Below are 17,210 nucleotides of genomic sequence, written 5' to 3'. Positions count from 1 at the left end.
GCTATCTGATGCTGAACAGGCCTTCGGGCTTATTTTCGATCTGGTCGAAACGGTCGATACATTCCTGCAAAATTGCGTAGGCTTCGTTTACATCGCCCCAACCTTCTACGTCCACTTGTTTGTTCTCCAAATCTTTATAAACCTGGAAGAAATGTTCGATTTCTTTCAAAAGGTGAGGATTCATATCTGACAAATCATTTAATTTATTCCAGATCGGGTCTGAAACCGGAACACATAGTACTTTTTCGTCCGGGCCTTTGTCGTCTGCCATGTGAAACACGCCGATTGGTTTTACCTGCATCACACAACCTGGAAAAGTAGGCTCGGTCACCAAAACCAAAACATCAAGCGGATCGCCGTCCAATGCCAGTGTTTCCGGGATAAACCCGTAATCTGCCGGGTACATCATCGAAGAGAACAACATCCTGTCGTAACGGATTTTCTTCAATTCGAAATCGTATTCATATTTATTTCTGCTCCCTTTTGGTATTTCGATCAATACGTCAAAAGCTTTTAATTTTGCTGCGGTCATTTTTGTATGATTTTTCTAAAATTTTGCGACTGCAAAAGTAAGCAAACACAAGGTTTTTCCAACAAAAATCAGGGTTTAAATTCAGATGATTTATAGAAATTTAATAAACGACCGCCCTATTACGTTTTCGGAGGCAATGATGCGATAACATACGAGTCTGAAAGTTTAGTTTCCATGGCTGGTACTTTTAGCCCGGATAGCAGCGGAAATCCTTTTTTAATGACCAGCGGGAATAAAAAGATTGCAGCGTATAGCCGGAAATAGCTCCTTAAAAATAAAACCCAAACGACCCTTTTACCGCAAATTTCTGTGCGTCGGGAACGTTGATGTAATTGCCGCGCCAAGAGAAATCGATGCGGAATACCTTAAAGATATTCCCGATTCCGGCGCTGTATTCCCAATAAACATCTTCGGGTGCACGATACTCCAATCCTGACTTGTTAATGGCTTTGTTGGCATTTGAAACCGTTCCGTAAACGCCGCGAACGCCAATGATTTCGCGCCAGTTTAGTTTTCTGAGCAGCGGAATCCGTGCAAATATCTTCCCATGGAAATTGTGTTCCCATTGAAAAGTCGCATATTCATCGGCTACAAATTCGTAGAAATTCAGGTTGCTAAACGTGTTTTCGATCGTGAAATAAGTCTGGTTTCCTGGAACGATGCTCATTAGTCCGAGCGGCACGGTTCCGAAGGTTTTCCCGAGTTCGACGATGAAATTCGACCTCCCGATTGGCCCGATCAAAACCGGTTGTTTGAAATACAATTGCAATCTTTGGTAATCAAAATCACTGTCGGCGATGCCTTTGTAACCGGCCGCATAATTGACGAAAATCCTTGTGTACGGATTGTCGACCACGTCTCTTTCTACGCCGTAACCGATCGTTTTCCTGTTTGGCGTGTAATCGAGCTGGACTGCGGCTTCGAATTGTTTCACATCGCTTTTTACTGTTCCCGTCGCATCGATGTAATCAAGGCTGAATGTTGGCGATGCCGATTCGAGCGTGCGATACGAGAATTGCGTGCCAACGACGAGGTTTTTTACCGGTTCGATCTCAAATCCGAAAGTCGATAAATTAATATTAGTGAGTTTGCCGTTGCTTCCGCTTGAAAACAGCGAGGAAGATGCGAAGCTTCGACCGAGCACATCATTTGTAGTCGTTAAGCTGGCGCCGATTTGCTCAATGTCGCGCCGGTTTCCGCCCGATAAAATGATGCGGCTTTTTTTGTCGATCATCCATTTTCCGGATAGGCCATATTTGAATTTATTGTCATCGAAACCATAAGCCGTGTAACCCTGCAAACGCCAGGAATCATTGGGACCGAAATACGTTCTTCCGCCTGCGCGAAGCCTGAAACCTTCAACTTCGTTGTATCCGACAGTCGAAAATATTGGACCGTAATCAAAATTCCAGTCGGGAAATTCTATATATCCGCTGCCGAGAATTGAAACCAAATTGTAGATTCGCTGGAATTTCTTGACGGTTTTGAGTGTGTCGAGCATTTTGTAAACGCCGAGTTCGTCCTTACTTAATTTCTCAAAACGGTTCTGTGCCCAATAATCATCCGATTTTTTATAGGCTGCTTCATCAATATAATTGACATCGGCTTTATAAAAATCTTCTGGTTTTTCTTTATTGAATTCATGGTTTCGGTAGAATGTGGTTCGTTTTCCGTAAACGCCTTTGGATTTTTCTTTCTTATTCAAAGCGAAATCCGACATCATATAATCTTTTGTCAACAGGAAAACCGAATCATTCAACACTTCAAATTCCTGTTCGATATAAATGTCTTTAACCCAGTTGATGTTGGCGCTTTTGGTCACGGCCATATTGATATTCTTGATTGCCCAGGTCGTGTCATTGACCCAAAAATCGCCTTTGAAAGTGAGTTCGTTTTTCCTTCTCGGATAAAACACAATATTGTAGCACCATTTGTTGTCAATGAAAGCACTGTCGCTCAATACATAATTGTACACGTCGATTCCGGTACGCGACAGCGGGCTTGTAAAACCCTTGTCGAAAAACGTCAGGTAATTGTTGTAAATGTCATATTCGGCATACAAATCTTTGATAAAAGCAATGATTTGCTGGTTGTTGCTGAAGCCCGAATTTTTATTTGCCTTGAGCACTTCTTTGACTTTGTTCCTTACATTATCGCCATAAACGTTGGAAAGCGCTTCGTTGATGAAAATTGGCAGATAGGTTTTCCCCGTAACTTTTGAAGTATCGATCTGGTCGAAAATAAATTCCATGCCTTTAAAAATCTTGCGTTTCATAAAAGCACTATCGATCGAATTCATGTCAAATTCTACCTTTTCATATTTTTCCATCTGGTACTGCTTGAACATGTGAAGTCCGTTTTTGCGTTTGTGTTCCCAGATTTTCCGTAAAATATCAAGCGCCGGATTGTTCTTTTTAGATGTTTTTCCAGAATAAACGACGACTTCTTTTAATTTTTCACCATCGCTCAATTGGATCTTAAAATCGTAATTCACAGCTTTCGTCAGCGGCACTTCTTTCGTATCAAAACCCATAAATGAAACGACAAGCGCGGTGTATGTTTTTTGCGATTCAATATAAAAACGCCCGTCTTCATTGGTCACAATGCCTTCGCTGGAACCTTTAAAAACCACATTTGCATACGGAACCGGCTGGCCGCTGTTGTCTACAACAATCCCGCTGACTTTGGTTTGCGCCAAAGCCGGAATGATGAATCCCAACAAAAAAACAAGGGGGAATAATATTTTTTTCATATCAAAAAAAAAACTTCATCAAATGGACTGATGAAGTTTCAAATATAAGTTTAAAATCGTCGAATGTCAAATGTCAAACGTCTAAAGTCTGACAAAATTGTCGTTATCCTTTCCTTTGACATCCGAAGTTTGACGTTTGACTATTTGTACATTACTTTTTTAACCGCTTTTACAACGTCCCCAGAATTTGGAAGCCATTCTTTAAGCAGTGTCGGAGAATACGGAGCCGGAGTATCGGCAGTCGTGATTCTCTGGATTGGCGCGTCTAAATAATCAAACGCTCTTTCCTGAACGATATAGGTGATTTCTGAAGCAACGCTTGCAAACGGCCACGCTTCTTCTAAAACTACAAGTCTGTTTGTTTTTTTAACTGATTTCAAGATCGCGTCATAATCCATTGGACGAACGGTTCTCAAATCAATGATCTCACAAGAAATGCCTTCTTTTTGCAATTCATCCGCAGCGATAAACGCTTCTTTGATGATTTTTCCGAAAGAAACGATCGTTACATCCGTTCCTTCTCTTTTAATATCGGCAACGCCAAGCGGAATCGTGTATTCTCCTTCAGGCACTTCGCCTTTGTCGCCATACATTTGCTCCGATTCCATGAAAATCACAGGATCGTTGTCACGGATGGCCGCTTTCAACAAGCCTTTCGCATCATAAACTGTTGATGGAACAACGACTTTCAATCCCGGAGTATTTGCAAACCAGTTCTCGAACGCCTGAGAGTGCGTTGCTCCCAATTGTCCTGCCGAAGCAGTCGGGCCGCGAAAAACCATCGGCATTGGAAATTGTCCCGCCGACATCTGGCGCATTTTCGCAGCATTATTGATGATCTGGTCGATACCAACCAATGAGAAGTTGAAAGTCATGTATTCTACAATCGGGCGACAGCCGTTCATCGCTGAACCTACTGCAATTCCGGCAAAACCAAGTTCTGCGATCGGTGTATCAATGACTCTTTTCGGGCCAAATTCGTCGAGCATTCCCTTCGAAGCTTTATACGCCCCGTTGTATTCTGCGACTTCTTCACCCATTAAATAAACCGATTCGTCGCGGCGCATTTCTTCACTCATGGCCTCGGCGATCGCTTCCCTAAATTGTATCGTTCTCATATCTTTTAATTGTATGTCCAAAATTTGAACAGCAAAAATAAATATTTTAAACAACTAAAAGCATAAAATTGGTGTAAATTATTAGGAGCTGTTTCCGGCTATACATTTCAATCTTTTCCGGCTTCGTTCCTCCGCCACAAAAGGATTTCCATTGCTATCCGGGCTAGTTTTCTTTTGTCTTGAAACAAAAGAAACAAAAATTCAAGCCTTAGACTGTTCGGCGACCTACTATTTCTTGATTCCTAAATCAAAAGAACTCGCTTCGCTCAAACAGCTTTTGATTTAACGGAATCTTTGAAATGCAGGTGCCCGCCTGCCACAGTCTAATGGCAAAAAAGAAAAATGTTATTTTATTTTTGGCTTTTACTCCGCTACGCTCTGTACAATTCGCCCTTTGGGCTCGGGTCTGAAGAAGCGCCAAAAATCCTCCTAAGAATGTTGTCAGTTTATTGGCGTATTTTCACCTTCCAAGGCAAGTGATATTCGCTCAATCATTACAAATTTTTCATCGTGAAGCAGCGCTTTGATTGCGCAGGCGGGCACCTGCTGTTTAAAGATAACATAAAATCAAAAGCTGTCTGAGCGAAGCGAGTCTTTTTGATTTCGACATCGAAAACTTAGCAGGTCGCCGAGCAATTAGCGCGGGCATTTTTGCTTCTTTTGTTGCCAGACAAAAGAAGGCCTCGCGGCAGCGAAAGACTGTAAATCTATCGGGAGTTAGATTTTTTATCCATCTCAACTTAACGTTATAATATTTTAGTAGTTTTCGCCTAATCTCGCAAACCCGATTTATTTCAAGACAAAAGAAGAAGAAGAAGAAGAAGAAGAAGAAGAAGATAAAAGTTACGAAATCGATATAAATATTATGCATGCATACTACTTTTTTAAAAATAATTCCTTAATTTCGTCCCGCAATTACACAATTTAAATCCTAAAAAATGAAAATATTAGTCTGCATCAGCCATGTGCCTGATACTACTTCAAAAATTAATTTTAGCAACGGCGACTCTGAATTTGACACGAATGGCGTACAGTTCGTGATCAATCCGAACGATGAATTCGGTTTGACGAGAGCGATCTGGTTCCAGGAGCAGCAAGGCGCAAATGTTACTGTGGTCAATGTTGGCGGCGCTGATACGGAGCCAACATTAAGAAAAGCTTTGGCGATCGGAGCAAACGAAGCGATTCGCGTAAATGCTGCACCAACCGACGGTTTTTTCGTAGCCAAACAACTCGCAGAAGTCGTTAAAAACGGCGGGTATGATTTGGTGATCGCCGGAAGAGAATCTTTGGATTACAACGGCGGAATGGTTCCGGGCATGCTTGCCGGATTATTAGGTTACAACTTTGTAAATTCCTGCATCGAATTGAAGGTGGATGGCACCAATGCAACCGTTGCGCGTGAAATCGACGGCGGAAAAGAAATTGTTGCGACTTCATTGCCATTGATTATTGGTGGACAAAAAGGCCTTGTTGAAGAAAAAGACCTGCGCATCCCGAATATGCGAGGCATTATGACCGCGCGTACAAAAGCGTTGACAATCCTTGAACCGGTTTCGGCAGAAAGCAATACCAAAGCAGTTAAATTTGAAAAACCAGCACCAAAATCAGCAGTAAAATTGTTCTCTGCAGATGACATTGACGGTTTGGTAAATGCGTTGCACAACGAGGCGAAAGTCATTTAGGCCGAATGAAAAACGACGAATGACGAACGAAAAATCATTCAACCATTAGACATTCGTTATTCGACAGACCGCGTAAGGGATTGCAGCGTAAATCCTTTTATTTTATGTAGCGCAGCGAAAGAAAAATAAAAGATTGCAGCGAAAAGCCCGGCCCGCAGGGAAACGCCAAAAAAAACGATTAAACGATTAAATAAAAAACGATTAAACAAAAAAATCATGTCTATATTAATATATGCAGAATCGGCAGAAGGAAAATTCAAGAAAGTGGCTTTCGAGCTGGCTTCTTATGCCAAAAAAGTAGCAGAAACCTTGGGAACAACGGTAACAGCAGTGACAGTTAACGCCGGAAATGTTTCAGATTTGTCTAAATACGGTGTGGACAAAGTGTTGAAAGTAAACAGCGAAAAACTCGCCGGGTTTACTGCAAAAGCATACGCCGATGTGATTCGTCAGGCAGCTGAAAAAGAAAATGTGAAGTTGGTTTTATTGTCGTCGACTACGGATAGCTTGTATTTGGCTCCGCTAGTTGCCGTAGCTTTGAATGCAGGCTACGCTTCAAATGTCGTGGGATTGCCGCTCAGCACTTCGCCTTTCCAGGTGAAAAGAAATGCGTTCTCGAACAAAGCATTTAACATTACTGAAATCGCGACTGACGTGAAAGTATTGGGATTGGCGAAAAATTCTTATGGTGTTTTCGAAAATGGGTCGTCTTTAGCTGAAGAAGATTTTTCTCCGGCAATTGGCGAGAATGATTTTGGCGTAAAAGTACAATCTGTTGAAAAAGCTTCCGGAAAAGTAACGATAGCAGATGCGGAAATCGTAGTTTCTGGCGGACGCGGATTAAAAGGCCCGGAAAACTGGGGCATGCTTGAAGAATTGGCTGGCGTTTTGGGCGCGGCGACCGCGTGTTCGAAACCGGTTTCTGATTTGGGTTGGAGGCCACACACTGAGCACGTTGGACAAACAGGAAAACCGGTTGCGGCGAATCTTTACATTGCCATCGGAATCTCGGGTGCGATCCAGCACATCGCGGGAATCAACTCTTCAAAAGTGAAAGTCGTGATCAATGCCGACGCGGATGCGCCATTCTTTAAAGTAGCCGATTACGGAATCGTAGGCGATGCTTTTGAGATTGTTCCTAAACTGACTCAAAAATTAAAAGAATTTAAAGCACAGAATTCATAATATTTTATAAATTGTGCCTTGAAAAGGCTATCTGGATTTTCATGATTTCAGATAGCCTTTTTTGTAGGTATTAATTAAATTTGTTGGTACGAAGTCAAGGATACTTTGTACTTTTGCAGCTATGAGTTTAGTAAAATTAACGATAAAAGGAATTTCATACAGCCAGACGCAAAACGGTGCGTATGCCTTAATTTTGAATGAGGTCGACGGCGAGCGCAAACTTCCGATCGTCATTGGCGCTTTCGAAGCACAATCGATTGCGATTGCTTTGGAAAAAGAGATCAAGCCACCGCGTCCGCTGACACACGATTTGTTTAAAAATTTCGCCGACCGTTTTGACATTGTGGTCAAACAGGTGATCATTCACAAACTCGTTGACGGTGTTTTTTATTCGAGCATTATCTGCGAACGCAATAAAATTGAGGAGATCATTGATGCGCGGACTTCAGATGCAATCGCTTTGGCATTGCGATTTGCCGCCCCGATTTTCACTTATAAAAACATATTAGACAAAGCCGGGATTTTCCTGAAAGCGAATCCAAACGATGGCGAAAAAGAATCCCAGGACATGGACGACGTGCTTTCAAATCCGGAAACTTTTGGCATGGAAGAAAGCAATCAGGCCGGAGAAACGTATTCGAAACACAGTTTGTCTGAATTGCATGAACTTTTAGAAGGCGCTGTGAATGACGAAGATTATGAGAAAGCGGCGAAAATCAGGGATGAGATTTCGAAACGGGAATCTTAGCTGTTTTGTTTGGTTGCTCGTTTTAACAGTAACATTAACGAATTGTTCGCCAAAAATAAAACCTGCTGAAGCATACAAAATGCTGCAAGGCAAATATATAAAAAATGATAATCAGACTTCAACAGCAAGGCAACTGGAATTGGAAAAAGATTATGCTGACGAATTAAACAGCGGTGATTCTGTGTTTGTTTCAGACACAAAAAACCACCTTTATTCTTATTATAAAGTTTACAATATCCGATTAGAAACTGATAAAAAATACAAAATAAGCCTGAGCAGTTTATGCGATTGTTGGGGATTTAAAAAATACTTGTTTATCCCTGCTGTGATTGGTTTCGATCAACAGGAAAATCCGGCTGATGCCAAACTTGAAAAAGAAAACGTTGATTTTGGTTATGAATTTGGCCCTTTATCTTTAAATACCAGCTACATTTTAGACAGTAATTATGGCGGGAATTTTAATTTTTTTGTTTTTTCGGCTAATAAAGACCTAAACCAAGAGTTGTATACTTTTTTAACGCTGCCAATACCAATTCCTGTAAAAGTAAAATCGACGCTCGTTGGCAAATTTCACATCAAAATTGAAGAACTAAAACCATGAAACAATACTTAGACCTCGTAAAGCACGTTTTAGAAACCGGAACCCAAAAAGGCGACCGCACCGGAACAGGAACAAAAAGCGTTTTCGGTTACCAGATGCGTTTTGACCTCAGCGAAGGGTTTCCGATGGTGACGACGAAAAAATTACACCTAAAATCAATCATTTACGAACTGTTGTGGTTTTTGAAAGGCGAAACCAATATTGCTTACCTAAAAGAAAATGGCGTAAAAATCTGGGACGACTGGGCTGATGAAAATGGGGAGCTTGGGCCGGTTTATGGCCACCAGTGGCGCAACTGGAACAGCGAAGAAATCGATCAGATCACAGAAATCATTGAAACTTTAAAAACGAATCCAAATAGCAGGAGAATGCTTGTTTCGGCTTGGAATCCTTCGGTTTTACCAGATACTTCTAAATCATTTGCTGAAAATGTAGCCAATGGAAAAGTAGCGCTTCCGCCGTGTCATGCGTTTTTTCAGTTTTATGTCGCCGATGGGAAATTGTCATGCCAATTGTACCAACGGAGTGCTGATATTTTCTTAGGCGTTCCTTTCAACATTGCTTCTTATGCCTTGCTGACGATGATGATCGCGCAGGTTTGCGGTTTAAAAGTAGGTGATTTCATCCATACTTTTGGCGATGCACACATTTACAATAATCATTTCGAACAATTGGAATTGCAACTGTCACGCGATCCGAAACCATTGCCGAAAATGATCTTGAATCCGGAAGTTAAAAATATTCTGGATTTTACTTTTGACGATTTTACGTTGGAAGGTTATGAGCCGCATCCGCATATTAAGGGAGCTGTCGCAGTATGATTTCTGTAACGAGAAATTATTTTTTGCTTTTTGCTCTGCTATCATCTTACACTGCGGCTTTTGCACAAAGCACAACAGAAAGAATCATTTATCTGGATTCCACATTTAACGAAACGAATCAGATCAATCAGAAATATTATCGGGTCATTAGTGATTTTTATAAAAATCAACTAACTTATAAAATGACGGATTACTATAAATCCGGCAAACTATATGCCGTTGGGTATTCAACTGACAATCGCTATTTACACGAAAATGGCGAATTCCATTATTATTATGAAAATGGAAATAAAAAAGAAATAATCAAATATGAAAAATCAGTTCCGCTTGGATTGTATTTCTCGTGGTATGAAAATGGCAACAAACAAATAGAAGGTGAATATCTTAAATCTGAAAATGACGATCGTTCAACAGGCAGTTTAAAAATCAATCAATTTTGGAATCAGCAAAACTATCAAATGATTACCGGTGGAAATGGTTATTTTGATCTTGTAACAGAAAAAGGCTGCGATGAAGGTGTGATTGCTGACGGTTTAAAAAACGGCATGTGGTATGGTACTGACAACAGATTTAAATTCAATTATGTAGAAAAATATAACAATGGTAAATTGTCTGTTGGAATAAGTTCAGATGAAAATTTAGTGCCGCATATTTATCGCCAAATAGAAATTAGGCCTGAATTCCCTGGAGGAATCGATGGATTTTACCAATACGTAGGGCGAAATTTCAGAGTTCCAGAGATCGATAATCTAAAAGGCAAAGTTTTTATTGCTTTTTATATTGAGCCGGACGGCAGCATCGACGATATTAAAATCGTCAAAAGCTTACATAAAGACGTGGATAAGGAAGCCTTTCGGGTAATGTCTGAATGCCCAAACTGGAATGCTGGTGTTTTACGGGGCATAAAAATTAAGGTCAGATATACACTGCCAATTAACATCCAGGCAGACCGTTAAATAAAAAATCCGCTCGAAAGCGGATTTTTTACTCTAATTACAGTGCTAAAACACCGTTATCTGCTCCGGCAAAACTATTCCAAACGAATGAATCAGATTCCGGTTCATTTACGAAAGTTCCATCAATTACATATTTGAATTCGTAAGAAGCATCTTTAGCGATATCGAAAGTCCCTTTGAATGTCCCGTTTTTCAGCTTGCTCAACTCACCTGCTTTTGGATCCCAATTGTTGAAATCACCAACAACAGCCACAACATTCGCATCTTTTGCCTCAGTAGTAAAAGTTACTTTGACAACTGGTTTCGTTTTTATAATTTGTTTCTTAACAGACATAACTATTTCATTTTTAGAATTATGGGACAAAGAAAATAAATTCAGATGAAGAATTGATGAAGCTGTCGCAGAATTGCTAAAATTTCACTAAGCTTCCTTATTTATGCATAATTTCTTATTTTTAAGTTCAATATATTTCAGATTTAAAACCGGAAAACGTTGGCGTACTAAATTATCCGCATGCCATAAATACCATTTTTCAAAATAAATATTATCTTTAGTATCTTAAATCCGACAAATTATGCAACCTGAACAATATGAGCAGTTTGATTATGCGAGAAAGCGCATCAGGCAAAAAAAGTATTTGTATTATCATTTTGTGTTATTTTTGCTTGGCAGCCTCTTTGCGTTCATCGGCAATCATTTTATGAAAATCGGCGATCCGCTGCAATGGTACAAATGGCTTATTTCGATCTGGCTTTTCATCTTCATCCTGCATTTTATCAAAATATTCATTACCGACAGGTTTATGAACAAAAACTGGGAGAAAGAACAAATTGACAAATTGGTGGCCAAACAGCAAAAAAAAATTACCCAACTCGAATCCAAAATCGACAACGGCTCTATCCAAAAATAAATTCCATGATTGTAATGATTGCGGCAGCAGCCGAAAATAATGCGCTTGGCAAAGACAACCAGCTCGTATGGCATTTGCCGGATGATTTCAAAAGGTTCAAACAATTAACTACCGGGCATTACATTATCATGGGGCGCAAAACATTTGAAAGTTTTCCAAAGCCACTGCCAAACCGGACACATGTTGTGATTACGCGCCAAAAAGGGTATCATCCTGCAGGTTGTTTGGTTGCCGACAGTATCGGATCTGCCATTGCTTTGGTTCCTAAAAATGAAGATGCGTTTGTGATTGGCGGTGGGGAAATTTACAAGCTCGCCATGCCTTTCGCAGATAAAATAGAACTTACCCGCGTTCACGCCAGTTTTGAAGCCGATGCCTTCTTTCCTGAAATTAATTCTATGGAATGGAAATTAGCAACCGATACATACCATCCAAAAGATGAAAAACACCAGTTTGATTTTACGTATGAGACTTTCCTGAAAACAACATAAAAAAAACATCCGCTTGTTCAGGGCGGATGTAATTTTAAAAGTCAGATTAATCAAGCAGCGAACCGCTTAAAACAGTATTTGATATGCCAATATAAAAATGGCAATCGTAAGCAAGACACCGGTAATGAAGATAATTAAATTTGCTGTTTTTTGTGAGTACATCTGAAAAAATCCTTTAACACCAAATACCACAAAGGTGTTAAAAATGAAAAAAACAACAACTTCTGAGAAAAATGTTAACCCAAGGAAGGTTTGATTGCGATCTGCACCCATTCCGGCTGAAGAGATGATGCTATTAATACTGCCTGCAATAATTATTGAAACTATTAATACCAAAAAAATCCATTTCACTTCGGTCGCTACAACTCTTGACAACATGACTTTTTATTTTTTATTCTTGCTTTGTAAATTTCCAAAATAAGCGCCAACGCCACAATACCTATATTATGGTATATTTTTTCCTAGCCGGATTCAGGGAGCACATCCCTAAATTTAGGGATGCTGAAAAGTTTAAAAAACACCTATCTTACTGAATACAACCGCAGATGAAATATCATCCAGCCTTTTTAAGATTGTCAAGTTTGTATTATATTTGTCGAAAATAAAAAATGTCAAAGAACATCACTCCGTATAAAACGTCAGCCCTGGGCAAAAAAGAACAGGTCGCTCAAATGTTTGACAACATTTCCGGAAATTATGACGGACTAAACCGGGTCATTTCTTTTGGCATTGATGTCAAATGGCGAAAAAAAGTCTTAGCACTTGTAGCCGCCCAGAATCCGAAGAAAATCTTAGACATTGCCACCGGAACCGGAGATCTGGCCATTCTGATGGCACAAACAAATGCGGAGCAAATCATCGGGTTGGACATTTCGGCAGGAATGCTCGAAGTGGGCCGCAAAAAAGTGCTCGAAAAACAACTCGCTTCCCGGATCGACCTTGTTTTGGGCGATTCCGAAAACATGCCATTTGAAGACCATACTTTTGATGCCATCACCGTAGCGTTCGGGGTTCGGAATTTTGAAACCCTTGAAAAAGGCCTTGCCGAAATTTTGCGTGTCCTGAAACCGGGCGGCCTATTTGTAATTCTCGAAACTTCAAACCCAACAAAATTCCCTTATAAACAAGGATACAATTTTTACTCAAAATACATCCTTCCGCTCATTGGCAAGCTTTTTTCAAAAGACAATGAAGCTTATGGCTACCTATCCGAATCTGCAGCCGTTTTTCCTTTTGGCGAAGCCCTGAACAATATTTTAAGGAAAATTGGGTTTATAAACGTTGTGGCAATGCCACAAACATTTGGCGTTGCCACCATCTATTCTGCTTCGAAAAAATAATATGAAAAAAATATTTGCCTTTTTTATACTCGTTTCCGCTTTTCAATCGAATGCCCAGGGCATTAAGGGATTGTTTAGTAAAGATCCGATCATCAACCACGAAAACTTCGACAAACAGCGGGTTTACTGGGGTTATTTCCTGGGATTCAATTCTTACGATTATAAATTTGATTATAAGAACATGGGAACCGATATCCTTGTGGATAAAACAACCGGATTTAACGTTGGGCTTGTCGGGGACTTACGCCTTCAGGAATACATCAACCTGCGTTTTGAACCCGGGCTTTATTATACGCAGCGAAATCTGAATTATCCGGATCTTGAAAAACCGGTCGACAGGAAACGGGAAGTGGGAGCAACATACATCCATTTTCCATTATTGCTTAAATTTTCAGCTTTGCGTACCGGGAATGTTCGGCCTTACCTTGTGGGCGGACTTTCTACAACGTTAAATTTAGCGAGCAATTCTAAATCTTTGGACGACAATGCCCAGCAACGCTTCAGGGTAAAACAATGGACGAAAAATTATGAAGTAGGTTTTGGGATTGACCTGTACCTCGAATATTTTAAATTCTCCCCTTCGATCCGCGGCGTTTTCGGAATGGGCAATGAACTGATTCCCGACAATGACCCGAACAGCCCGTGGACCGGAAACATTAAATCGATGAGCACGCGCGCGATTTTAATCAACTTTACTTTTCACTAAGAATCGCGCCTGAATTCGCTCAGGATAATCGCAGTGGCGGTGGCTACATTGAGGCTTTCGGTTTGCTTTAAATTTCCAAAACGCGGAATCGACAATCTTTCGGTTGCGGTTTTTTCTATTTTTTCAGAAATTCCGTTGGCTTCATTTCCCATGACAATGATTCCTGCATCCGGAAGTTTCTCCTTATAAATATTCTTTCCATCCATAAAAGTCCCGAAAACCGGAAGTTTGGTGTGTTTCATGAAATTTTCCAAATCGGTATAATGAACTCCAACACGTGAAATCGAACCCATTGTTGCCTGCACGACTTTCGGATTGTATAAATCGACAGTTTCATGCGAACAAACAAGCTGCTCAATTCCGAACCAATCGCACAAACGCAAAATCGTCCCGAGATTTCCCGGATCGCGAATGTCATCCAATGCTAAAATCAATCCTTTTTCAACTAATTTTTTTTGCGTTGGAATTTTGAAAACGGCCAGACAATTATTCGCTGTCGATAAAGCACTGATTTTTTTTAGATCGCTTTCGCTGATGGTCGTCTTTTTCGAACCCGGAACTTCTGGAAATAAATTCTCAGTTTCATACAAATGATCGAGCTCAAAATCGGAAGCCAGGAGTTCGCCGATGACTTTTACACCTTCTGCAAAAAACATTTCATTGGCATGCCGATATTTTTTTTGCTGCAAACCCGTTATTAGCTTTATTTGGTTTTTACTAACCATAGAAATAATGTACTTTTGATTCAAATATTTCACATCACTTGAGAAACACCGTTACAAAAATATCACTATTTATTCTAACAGGGATCATGATATCGGCTTGCGATGCGGTGAAAAGAGTGCCGATGGGCAAAAAACTCCTGACGGACACCGAGATTTTTGTGAATGACCAAAAAGAAAAATCGGAAAATATTTCAAATTTGCTTTACCAAAAACCCAACAGTTCGATCCTGGGTTACAAGCTGCGGCTGAATTTGTACAACCTGGCAAAGCTCGATCACGATTCGGTTTACAAGGCGAAATTTGCGAACGATCCTGAGAAATACCGCCGAAAATCCAAGTGGCTTTCTGCCAAGCAGGTAAACCGTTTGGGCGAATCTTTTTATTATGCAGGAATCCACGATTTTCTTCGCGATACTGGTGAACCGCCTGTAATCATTGACAAAAAAAGCACCGATAAATCTTCGACCCGCTTAAGGTCGTGGTATTTTAACAACGGTTATTTTAAAACGACCACGCGTTATGAAACCGATTCGGTTGCTGCTAAGAAAGGAAAAATCCGGTATTATGTCACGACCGGAAACCCATATTTTATCGATACGGTAAAAGTCAGTATCAAAACGCCGGTGCTCGATTCCATGTACAATCTGCGGAAGGAAAATTCGCTGATCAAAACTGGAAAACAATACAAAACAATTGATTTTAATGATGAACGAACCCGCATCACTACGCAGTTTCGAAACAATGGTGTATATAATTTCCAGCAGAATTTCATCACGTATGACATCGATACACTAAACACCAATTACAAGGCGAATGTAGATTTGAAGATCAATGATTTTTCATACCGCGAAGGCGATTCGACCAAAACGGAGCCGTTTAAAATCTACAAAATCAGCGAAGTCAACATTTATACCGATTATGGCGTTAACAATTCCAAATCTACTGCAAACGACACGATCAAAACAGTATACAACAATTTCAATTTATTGAGTACGAGCAAATTAAAATACCGCCCGAAAGCCATTACAGATGCGGTTTTTATTAATAAGGGAAATTTATTTGCCGATTTCAGGACAACTTTAACGACACGTTACCTAAGCAACCTGAAAATTTTCAATTATCCGACGATCCAATACGAAGTCAACAAAAAGGATACGCTCGGCAATTCGCTGATCGCCAATATTTTCCTGACGCCGAGAAAAAAATACAGTTTTGGGTATTCACTCGATTTTACACATTCGAACATCCAGGATTTCGGGATTGGCGGAAGTACTTCGCTGTCAATACGCAATATTTTCAACGGTGCCGAAACGTTTGAAATCGCGGCCCGCGGAAACATCGGTTCCTCTAAAGATCTGGCAAATCCTGACGATAATTTCTTTAACGTGTCGGAATACGGACTCGACATGAAGCTGAATTTCCCACGAATTTTCATGTTTTTCAATACCGAGCGGATCATCCCAAAAAGCATGATTCCGTCAACAACGATCAGTCTGGGTTTTGCCAAGCAGCAAAACATCGGACTTGACAAAGAAAATTTTACAGGAGCAATGACCTACAACTGGAATCCGAAACGGAACAACAATGCCCGTTTCGACCTTTTTAACATCCAATATGTGAAGAACATCAACGTGGGCAATTACTTCAAAGTATACAATTCTTCGTACAAAAGACTTAACAACCTGGCGCATATCTACAACGCCAATCCCGCCTATTTTGAAAATGGAAACCTGATAATCGACCAGGGAACGAATGCTTTTATTACCGATGTCCTAAGTGGAAACCCTGCAATTGCTGCCAGCGAAGAAGACCGGAAAACGATCAGCAGCATCAGCGAAAGACGCGAAAGATTGTCAGAAAATAACCTGATTTTTGCTTCGAGTTTTACGTTTTCGAAAACAACGAAATTTGACATTAAAGATGAAGGCTTTTATGCTTTTAAGACCAAAATCGAGTCGGCAGGAAATTTTCTATCGCTGATTGCCGCAGCGTCCAAACAGCTTAAAAACCAAAACGGAAACAATACGATTTTCGAAGTCGAGTATTCTCAATATTTAAAAGGCGAAATCGAATACATCAAACATTGGGATTTAAACCGTAAGAAAATTCTCGCATTCAGGAGCTTTCTTGGACTTGCCGTTCCGTATGGAAATTCGAACAGCATTCCGTTTTCACGAAGCTATTTTGCGGGCGGATCGAATGACAATCGTGCTTGGCAGGCTTATTCGCTCGGGCCGGGAAGCGTAGCGTCGATCAATGACTTTAATGAGGCGAACTTAAAAATTGCCGTAAGCACCGAATTCAGGTTTAATTTCTTCGGACAGTTCAATGGCGCTTTGTTTGCCGATGCCGGAAACATCTGGAATGTACTCGATAATATCGAAGACGACAAGGCGGTTTTCAGCGGCATAAAATCGCTCGAAGATACTGCGCTCGGCACCGGATTTGGCTTCAGATATGATTTTAACTTTTTTGTCGTCAGGCTCGACCTTGGTTTTAAAACCTACAATCCAGCCGATGAAAGCGGAAAAAAATGGTTCCGCGATTACAATTTTGCGAACTCGGTACTAAATATTGGAATAAATTATCCTTTCTAAAATTAGAAATTATTATTTTTGTAACCTTTAATTTAAAACAAA

17 protein-coding genes are annotated in these 17,210 nt (G+C 40.4%); 11 read left to right on the top strand and 6 right to left on the bottom strand.

Going from position 1 to position 17,210, the window contains the following annotated elements:
- Position 1 precedes the first annotated feature (1 nt).
- The 3 genes from BLS32_RS14875 to BLS32_RS14865 all read right to left on the bottom strand — a co-directional run bounded on the left by BLS32_RS14875 (position 2) and on the right by BLS32_RS14865 (position 4,402).
- Positions 2-532 (bottom strand): inorganic diphosphatase, encoded by a 531-nt coding sequence (locus tag BLS32_RS14875; protein ID WP_091397595.1) that lies wholly within the window; start codon positions 530-532, stop codon positions 2-4.
- Positions 533-800: 268 nt separating this feature from the next.
- Complete coding sequence (locus BLS32_RS14870; protein WP_091397593.1) at positions 801-3,284, bottom strand: DUF5686 and carboxypeptidase-like regulatory domain-containing protein; 2,484 nt, start codon at positions 3,282-3,284, stop codon at positions 801-803.
- 140 nt (positions 3,285-3,424) lie between these two features.
- Positions 3,425-4,402, bottom strand: a complete 978-nt coding sequence (locus tag BLS32_RS14865; RefSeq protein ID WP_091397589.1) for a pyruvate dehydrogenase complex E1 component subunit beta — start codon at positions 4,400-4,402, stop codon at positions 3,425-3,427.
- Between the two features lie 938 nt (positions 4,403-5,340).
- Between BLS32_RS14865 and BLS32_RS14860 the strand changes: the two genes are divergently transcribed.
- From BLS32_RS14860 to BLS32_RS14835, 6 genes are all read left to right on the top strand, one after another.
- A complete protein-coding gene (locus BLS32_RS14860) occupies positions 5,341-6,087 on the top strand; it encodes an electron transfer flavoprotein subunit beta/FixA family protein (RefSeq protein WP_091397586.1) in 747 nt (248 codons plus the stop codon).
- Between the two features lie 216 nt (positions 6,088-6,303).
- On the top strand, positions 6,304-7,272 hold the full coding sequence (locus tag BLS32_RS14855; RefSeq protein WP_091397585.1) for an electron transfer flavoprotein subunit alpha/FixB family protein: 969 nt from the start codon (positions 6,304-6,306) through the stop codon (positions 7,270-7,272).
- Positions 7,273-7,393: 121 nt separating this feature from the next.
- Positions 7,394-8,020, top strand: a complete 627-nt coding sequence (locus BLS32_RS14850; protein ID WP_091397581.1) for a bifunctional nuclease family protein — start codon at positions 7,394-7,396, stop codon at positions 8,018-8,020.
- A gap of 79 nt (positions 8,021-8,099) precedes the next feature.
- Positions 8,100-8,621, top strand: a complete 522-nt coding sequence (locus BLS32_RS14845; protein ID WP_139171786.1) for a hypothetical protein — start codon at positions 8,100-8,102, stop codon at positions 8,619-8,621.
- Positions 8,618-9,442, top strand: coding sequence for a thymidylate synthase (locus tag BLS32_RS14840; protein WP_091397576.1), 825 nt, complete (start codon positions 8,618-8,620; stop codon positions 9,440-9,442). Before BLS32_RS14845 ends, BLS32_RS14840 begins: the two co-directional genes overlap by 4 nt.
- The gene (locus tag BLS32_RS14835; protein ID WP_091397573.1) at positions 9,439-10,398 is read left to right on the top strand and encodes an energy transducer TonB; all 960 of its coding nucleotides are present in this window, start codon (positions 9,439-9,441) and stop codon (positions 10,396-10,398) included. Before BLS32_RS14840 ends, BLS32_RS14835 begins: the two co-directional genes overlap by 4 nt.
- Before the next feature lie 37 nt (positions 10,399-10,435).
- Here the strand turns inward: BLS32_RS14835 and BLS32_RS14830 are convergent, their stop codons facing one another.
- A complete protein-coding gene (locus tag BLS32_RS14830; RefSeq protein ID WP_091397571.1) occupies positions 10,436-10,732 on the bottom strand; it encodes an isoamylase early set domain-containing protein in 297 nt (98 codons plus the stop codon).
- Positions 10,733-10,973: 241 nt separating this feature from the next.
- On the opposite strand from BLS32_RS14830, the gene BLS32_RS14825 reads away from it, so the two are divergent.
- Positions 10,974-11,309 carry a 2TM domain-containing protein gene (locus BLS32_RS14825; RefSeq protein WP_091397568.1) on the top strand — a complete coding sequence of 112 codons (336 nt, stop codon included), beginning with the start codon at positions 10,974-10,976 and terminating at the stop codon, positions 11,307-11,309.
- Between the two features lie 5 nt (positions 11,310-11,314).
- Positions 11,315-11,800: a dihydrofolate reductase gene (locus BLS32_RS14820; protein ID WP_091397565.1), complete on the top strand. Its 486-nt coding sequence runs from the start codon at positions 11,315-11,317 to the stop codon at positions 11,798-11,800.
- Positions 11,801-11,866: 66 nt separating this feature from the next.
- Here the strand turns inward: BLS32_RS14820 and BLS32_RS14815 are convergent, their stop codons facing one another.
- On the bottom strand, positions 11,867-12,178 hold the full coding sequence (locus BLS32_RS14815; RefSeq protein ID WP_091397563.1) for a hypothetical protein: 312 nt from the start codon (positions 12,176-12,178) through the stop codon (positions 11,867-11,869).
- 230 nt (positions 12,179-12,408) lie between these two features.
- Between BLS32_RS14815 and ubiE the strand changes: the two genes are divergently transcribed.
- Positions 12,409-13,140, top strand: coding sequence for a bifunctional demethylmenaquinone methyltransferase/2-methoxy-6-polyprenyl-1,4-benzoquinol methylase UbiE (ubiE, locus tag BLS32_RS14810; RefSeq protein WP_091397561.1), 732 nt, complete (start codon positions 12,409-12,411; stop codon positions 13,138-13,140).
- A 1-nt stretch (position 13,141) separates the two neighbouring features.
- Positions 13,142-13,846 carry a type IX secretion/gliding motility protein PorT/SprT gene (porT, locus tag BLS32_RS14805; protein WP_091397559.1) on the top strand — a complete coding sequence of 235 codons (705 nt, stop codon included), beginning with the start codon at positions 13,142-13,144 and terminating at the stop codon, positions 13,844-13,846.
- Here porT and BLS32_RS14800 read toward each other — a convergent pair.
- A complete protein-coding gene (locus BLS32_RS14800; RefSeq protein ID WP_091397556.1) occupies positions 13,843-14,571 on the bottom strand; it encodes an RNA methyltransferase in 729 nt (242 codons plus the stop codon). The two genes, porT and BLS32_RS14800, sit on opposite strands and share 4 nt — an antisense overlap.
- Before the next feature lie 122 nt (positions 14,572-14,693).
- On the opposite strand from BLS32_RS14800, the gene tamL reads away from it, so the two are divergent.
- On the top strand, positions 14,694-17,168 hold the full coding sequence (gene tamL / locus BLS32_RS14795; RefSeq protein ID WP_307725623.1) for a translocation and assembly module lipoprotein TamL: 2,475 nt from the start codon (positions 14,694-14,696) through the stop codon (positions 17,166-17,168).
- Positions 17,169-17,210 lie beyond the last annotated feature (42 nt).

Origin of the sequence: Flavobacterium noncentrifugens, from assembly GCF_900100375.1 — a bacterium.
Classification (GTDB): domain Bacteria; phylum Bacteroidota; class Bacteroidia; order Flavobacteriales; family Flavobacteriaceae; genus Flavobacterium; species Flavobacterium noncentrifugens.
Note: the sequence above shows the minus strand (reverse complement) of the source record. Positions and strands in the feature narration are given on the sequence as shown.

Excerpts from the sequence above, each read along its gene's own strand:
- BLS32_RS14875 (WP_091397595.1), bottom strand. The coding sequence starts at position 532 with ATGACCGCAGCAAAATTAAAAGCTTTTGACGTATTGATCGAAATACCA.
- BLS32_RS14870 (WP_091397593.1), bottom strand. The coding sequence starts at position 3,284 with ATGAAAAAAATATTATTCCCCCTTGTTTTTTTGTTGGGATTCATCATT.
- BLS32_RS14865 (WP_091397589.1), bottom strand. The coding sequence starts at position 4,402 with ATGAGAACGATACAATTTAGGGAAGCGATCGCCGAGGCCATGAGTGAA.
- BLS32_RS14860 (WP_091397586.1), top strand. The coding sequence starts at position 5,341 with ATGAAAATATTAGTCTGCATCAGCCATGTGCCTGATACTACTTCAAAA.
- BLS32_RS14855 (WP_091397585.1), top strand. The coding sequence starts at position 6,304 with ATGTCTATATTAATATATGCAGAATCGGCAGAAGGAAAATTCAAGAAA.
- BLS32_RS14850 (WP_091397581.1), top strand. The coding sequence starts at position 7,394 with ATGAGTTTAGTAAAATTAACGATAAAAGGAATTTCATACAGCCAGACG.
- BLS32_RS14845 (WP_139171786.1), top strand. The coding sequence starts at position 8,100 with ATGCTGCAAGGCAAATATATAAAAAATGATAATCAGACTTCAACAGCA.
- BLS32_RS14840 (WP_091397576.1), top strand. The coding sequence starts at position 8,618 with ATGAAACAATACTTAGACCTCGTAAAGCACGTTTTAGAAACCGGAACC.
- BLS32_RS14835 (WP_091397573.1), top strand. The coding sequence starts at position 9,439 with ATGATTTCTGTAACGAGAAATTATTTTTTGCTTTTTGCTCTGCTATCA.
- BLS32_RS14830 (WP_091397571.1), bottom strand. The coding sequence starts at position 10,732 with ATGTCTGTTAAGAAACAAATTATAAAAACGAAACCAGTTGTCAAAGTA.
- BLS32_RS14825 (WP_091397568.1), top strand. The coding sequence starts at position 10,974 with ATGCAACCTGAACAATATGAGCAGTTTGATTATGCGAGAAAGCGCATC.
- BLS32_RS14820 (WP_091397565.1), top strand. The coding sequence starts at position 11,315 with ATGATTGTAATGATTGCGGCAGCAGCCGAAAATAATGCGCTTGGCAAA.
- BLS32_RS14815 (WP_091397563.1), bottom strand. The coding sequence starts at position 12,178 with ATGTTGTCAAGAGTTGTAGCGACCGAAGTGAAATGGATTTTTTTGGTA.
- ubiE (WP_091397561.1), top strand. The coding sequence starts at position 12,409 with ATGTCAAAGAACATCACTCCGTATAAAACGTCAGCCCTGGGCAAAAAA.
- porT (WP_091397559.1), top strand. The coding sequence starts at position 13,142 with ATGAAAAAAATATTTGCCTTTTTTATACTCGTTTCCGCTTTTCAATCG.
- BLS32_RS14800 (WP_091397556.1), bottom strand. The coding sequence starts at position 14,571 with ATGGTTAGTAAAAACCAAATAAAGCTAATAACGGGTTTGCAGCAAAAA.
- tamL (WP_307725623.1), top strand. The coding sequence starts at position 14,694 with ATGGGCAAAAAACTCCTGACGGACACCGAGATTTTTGTGAATGACCAA.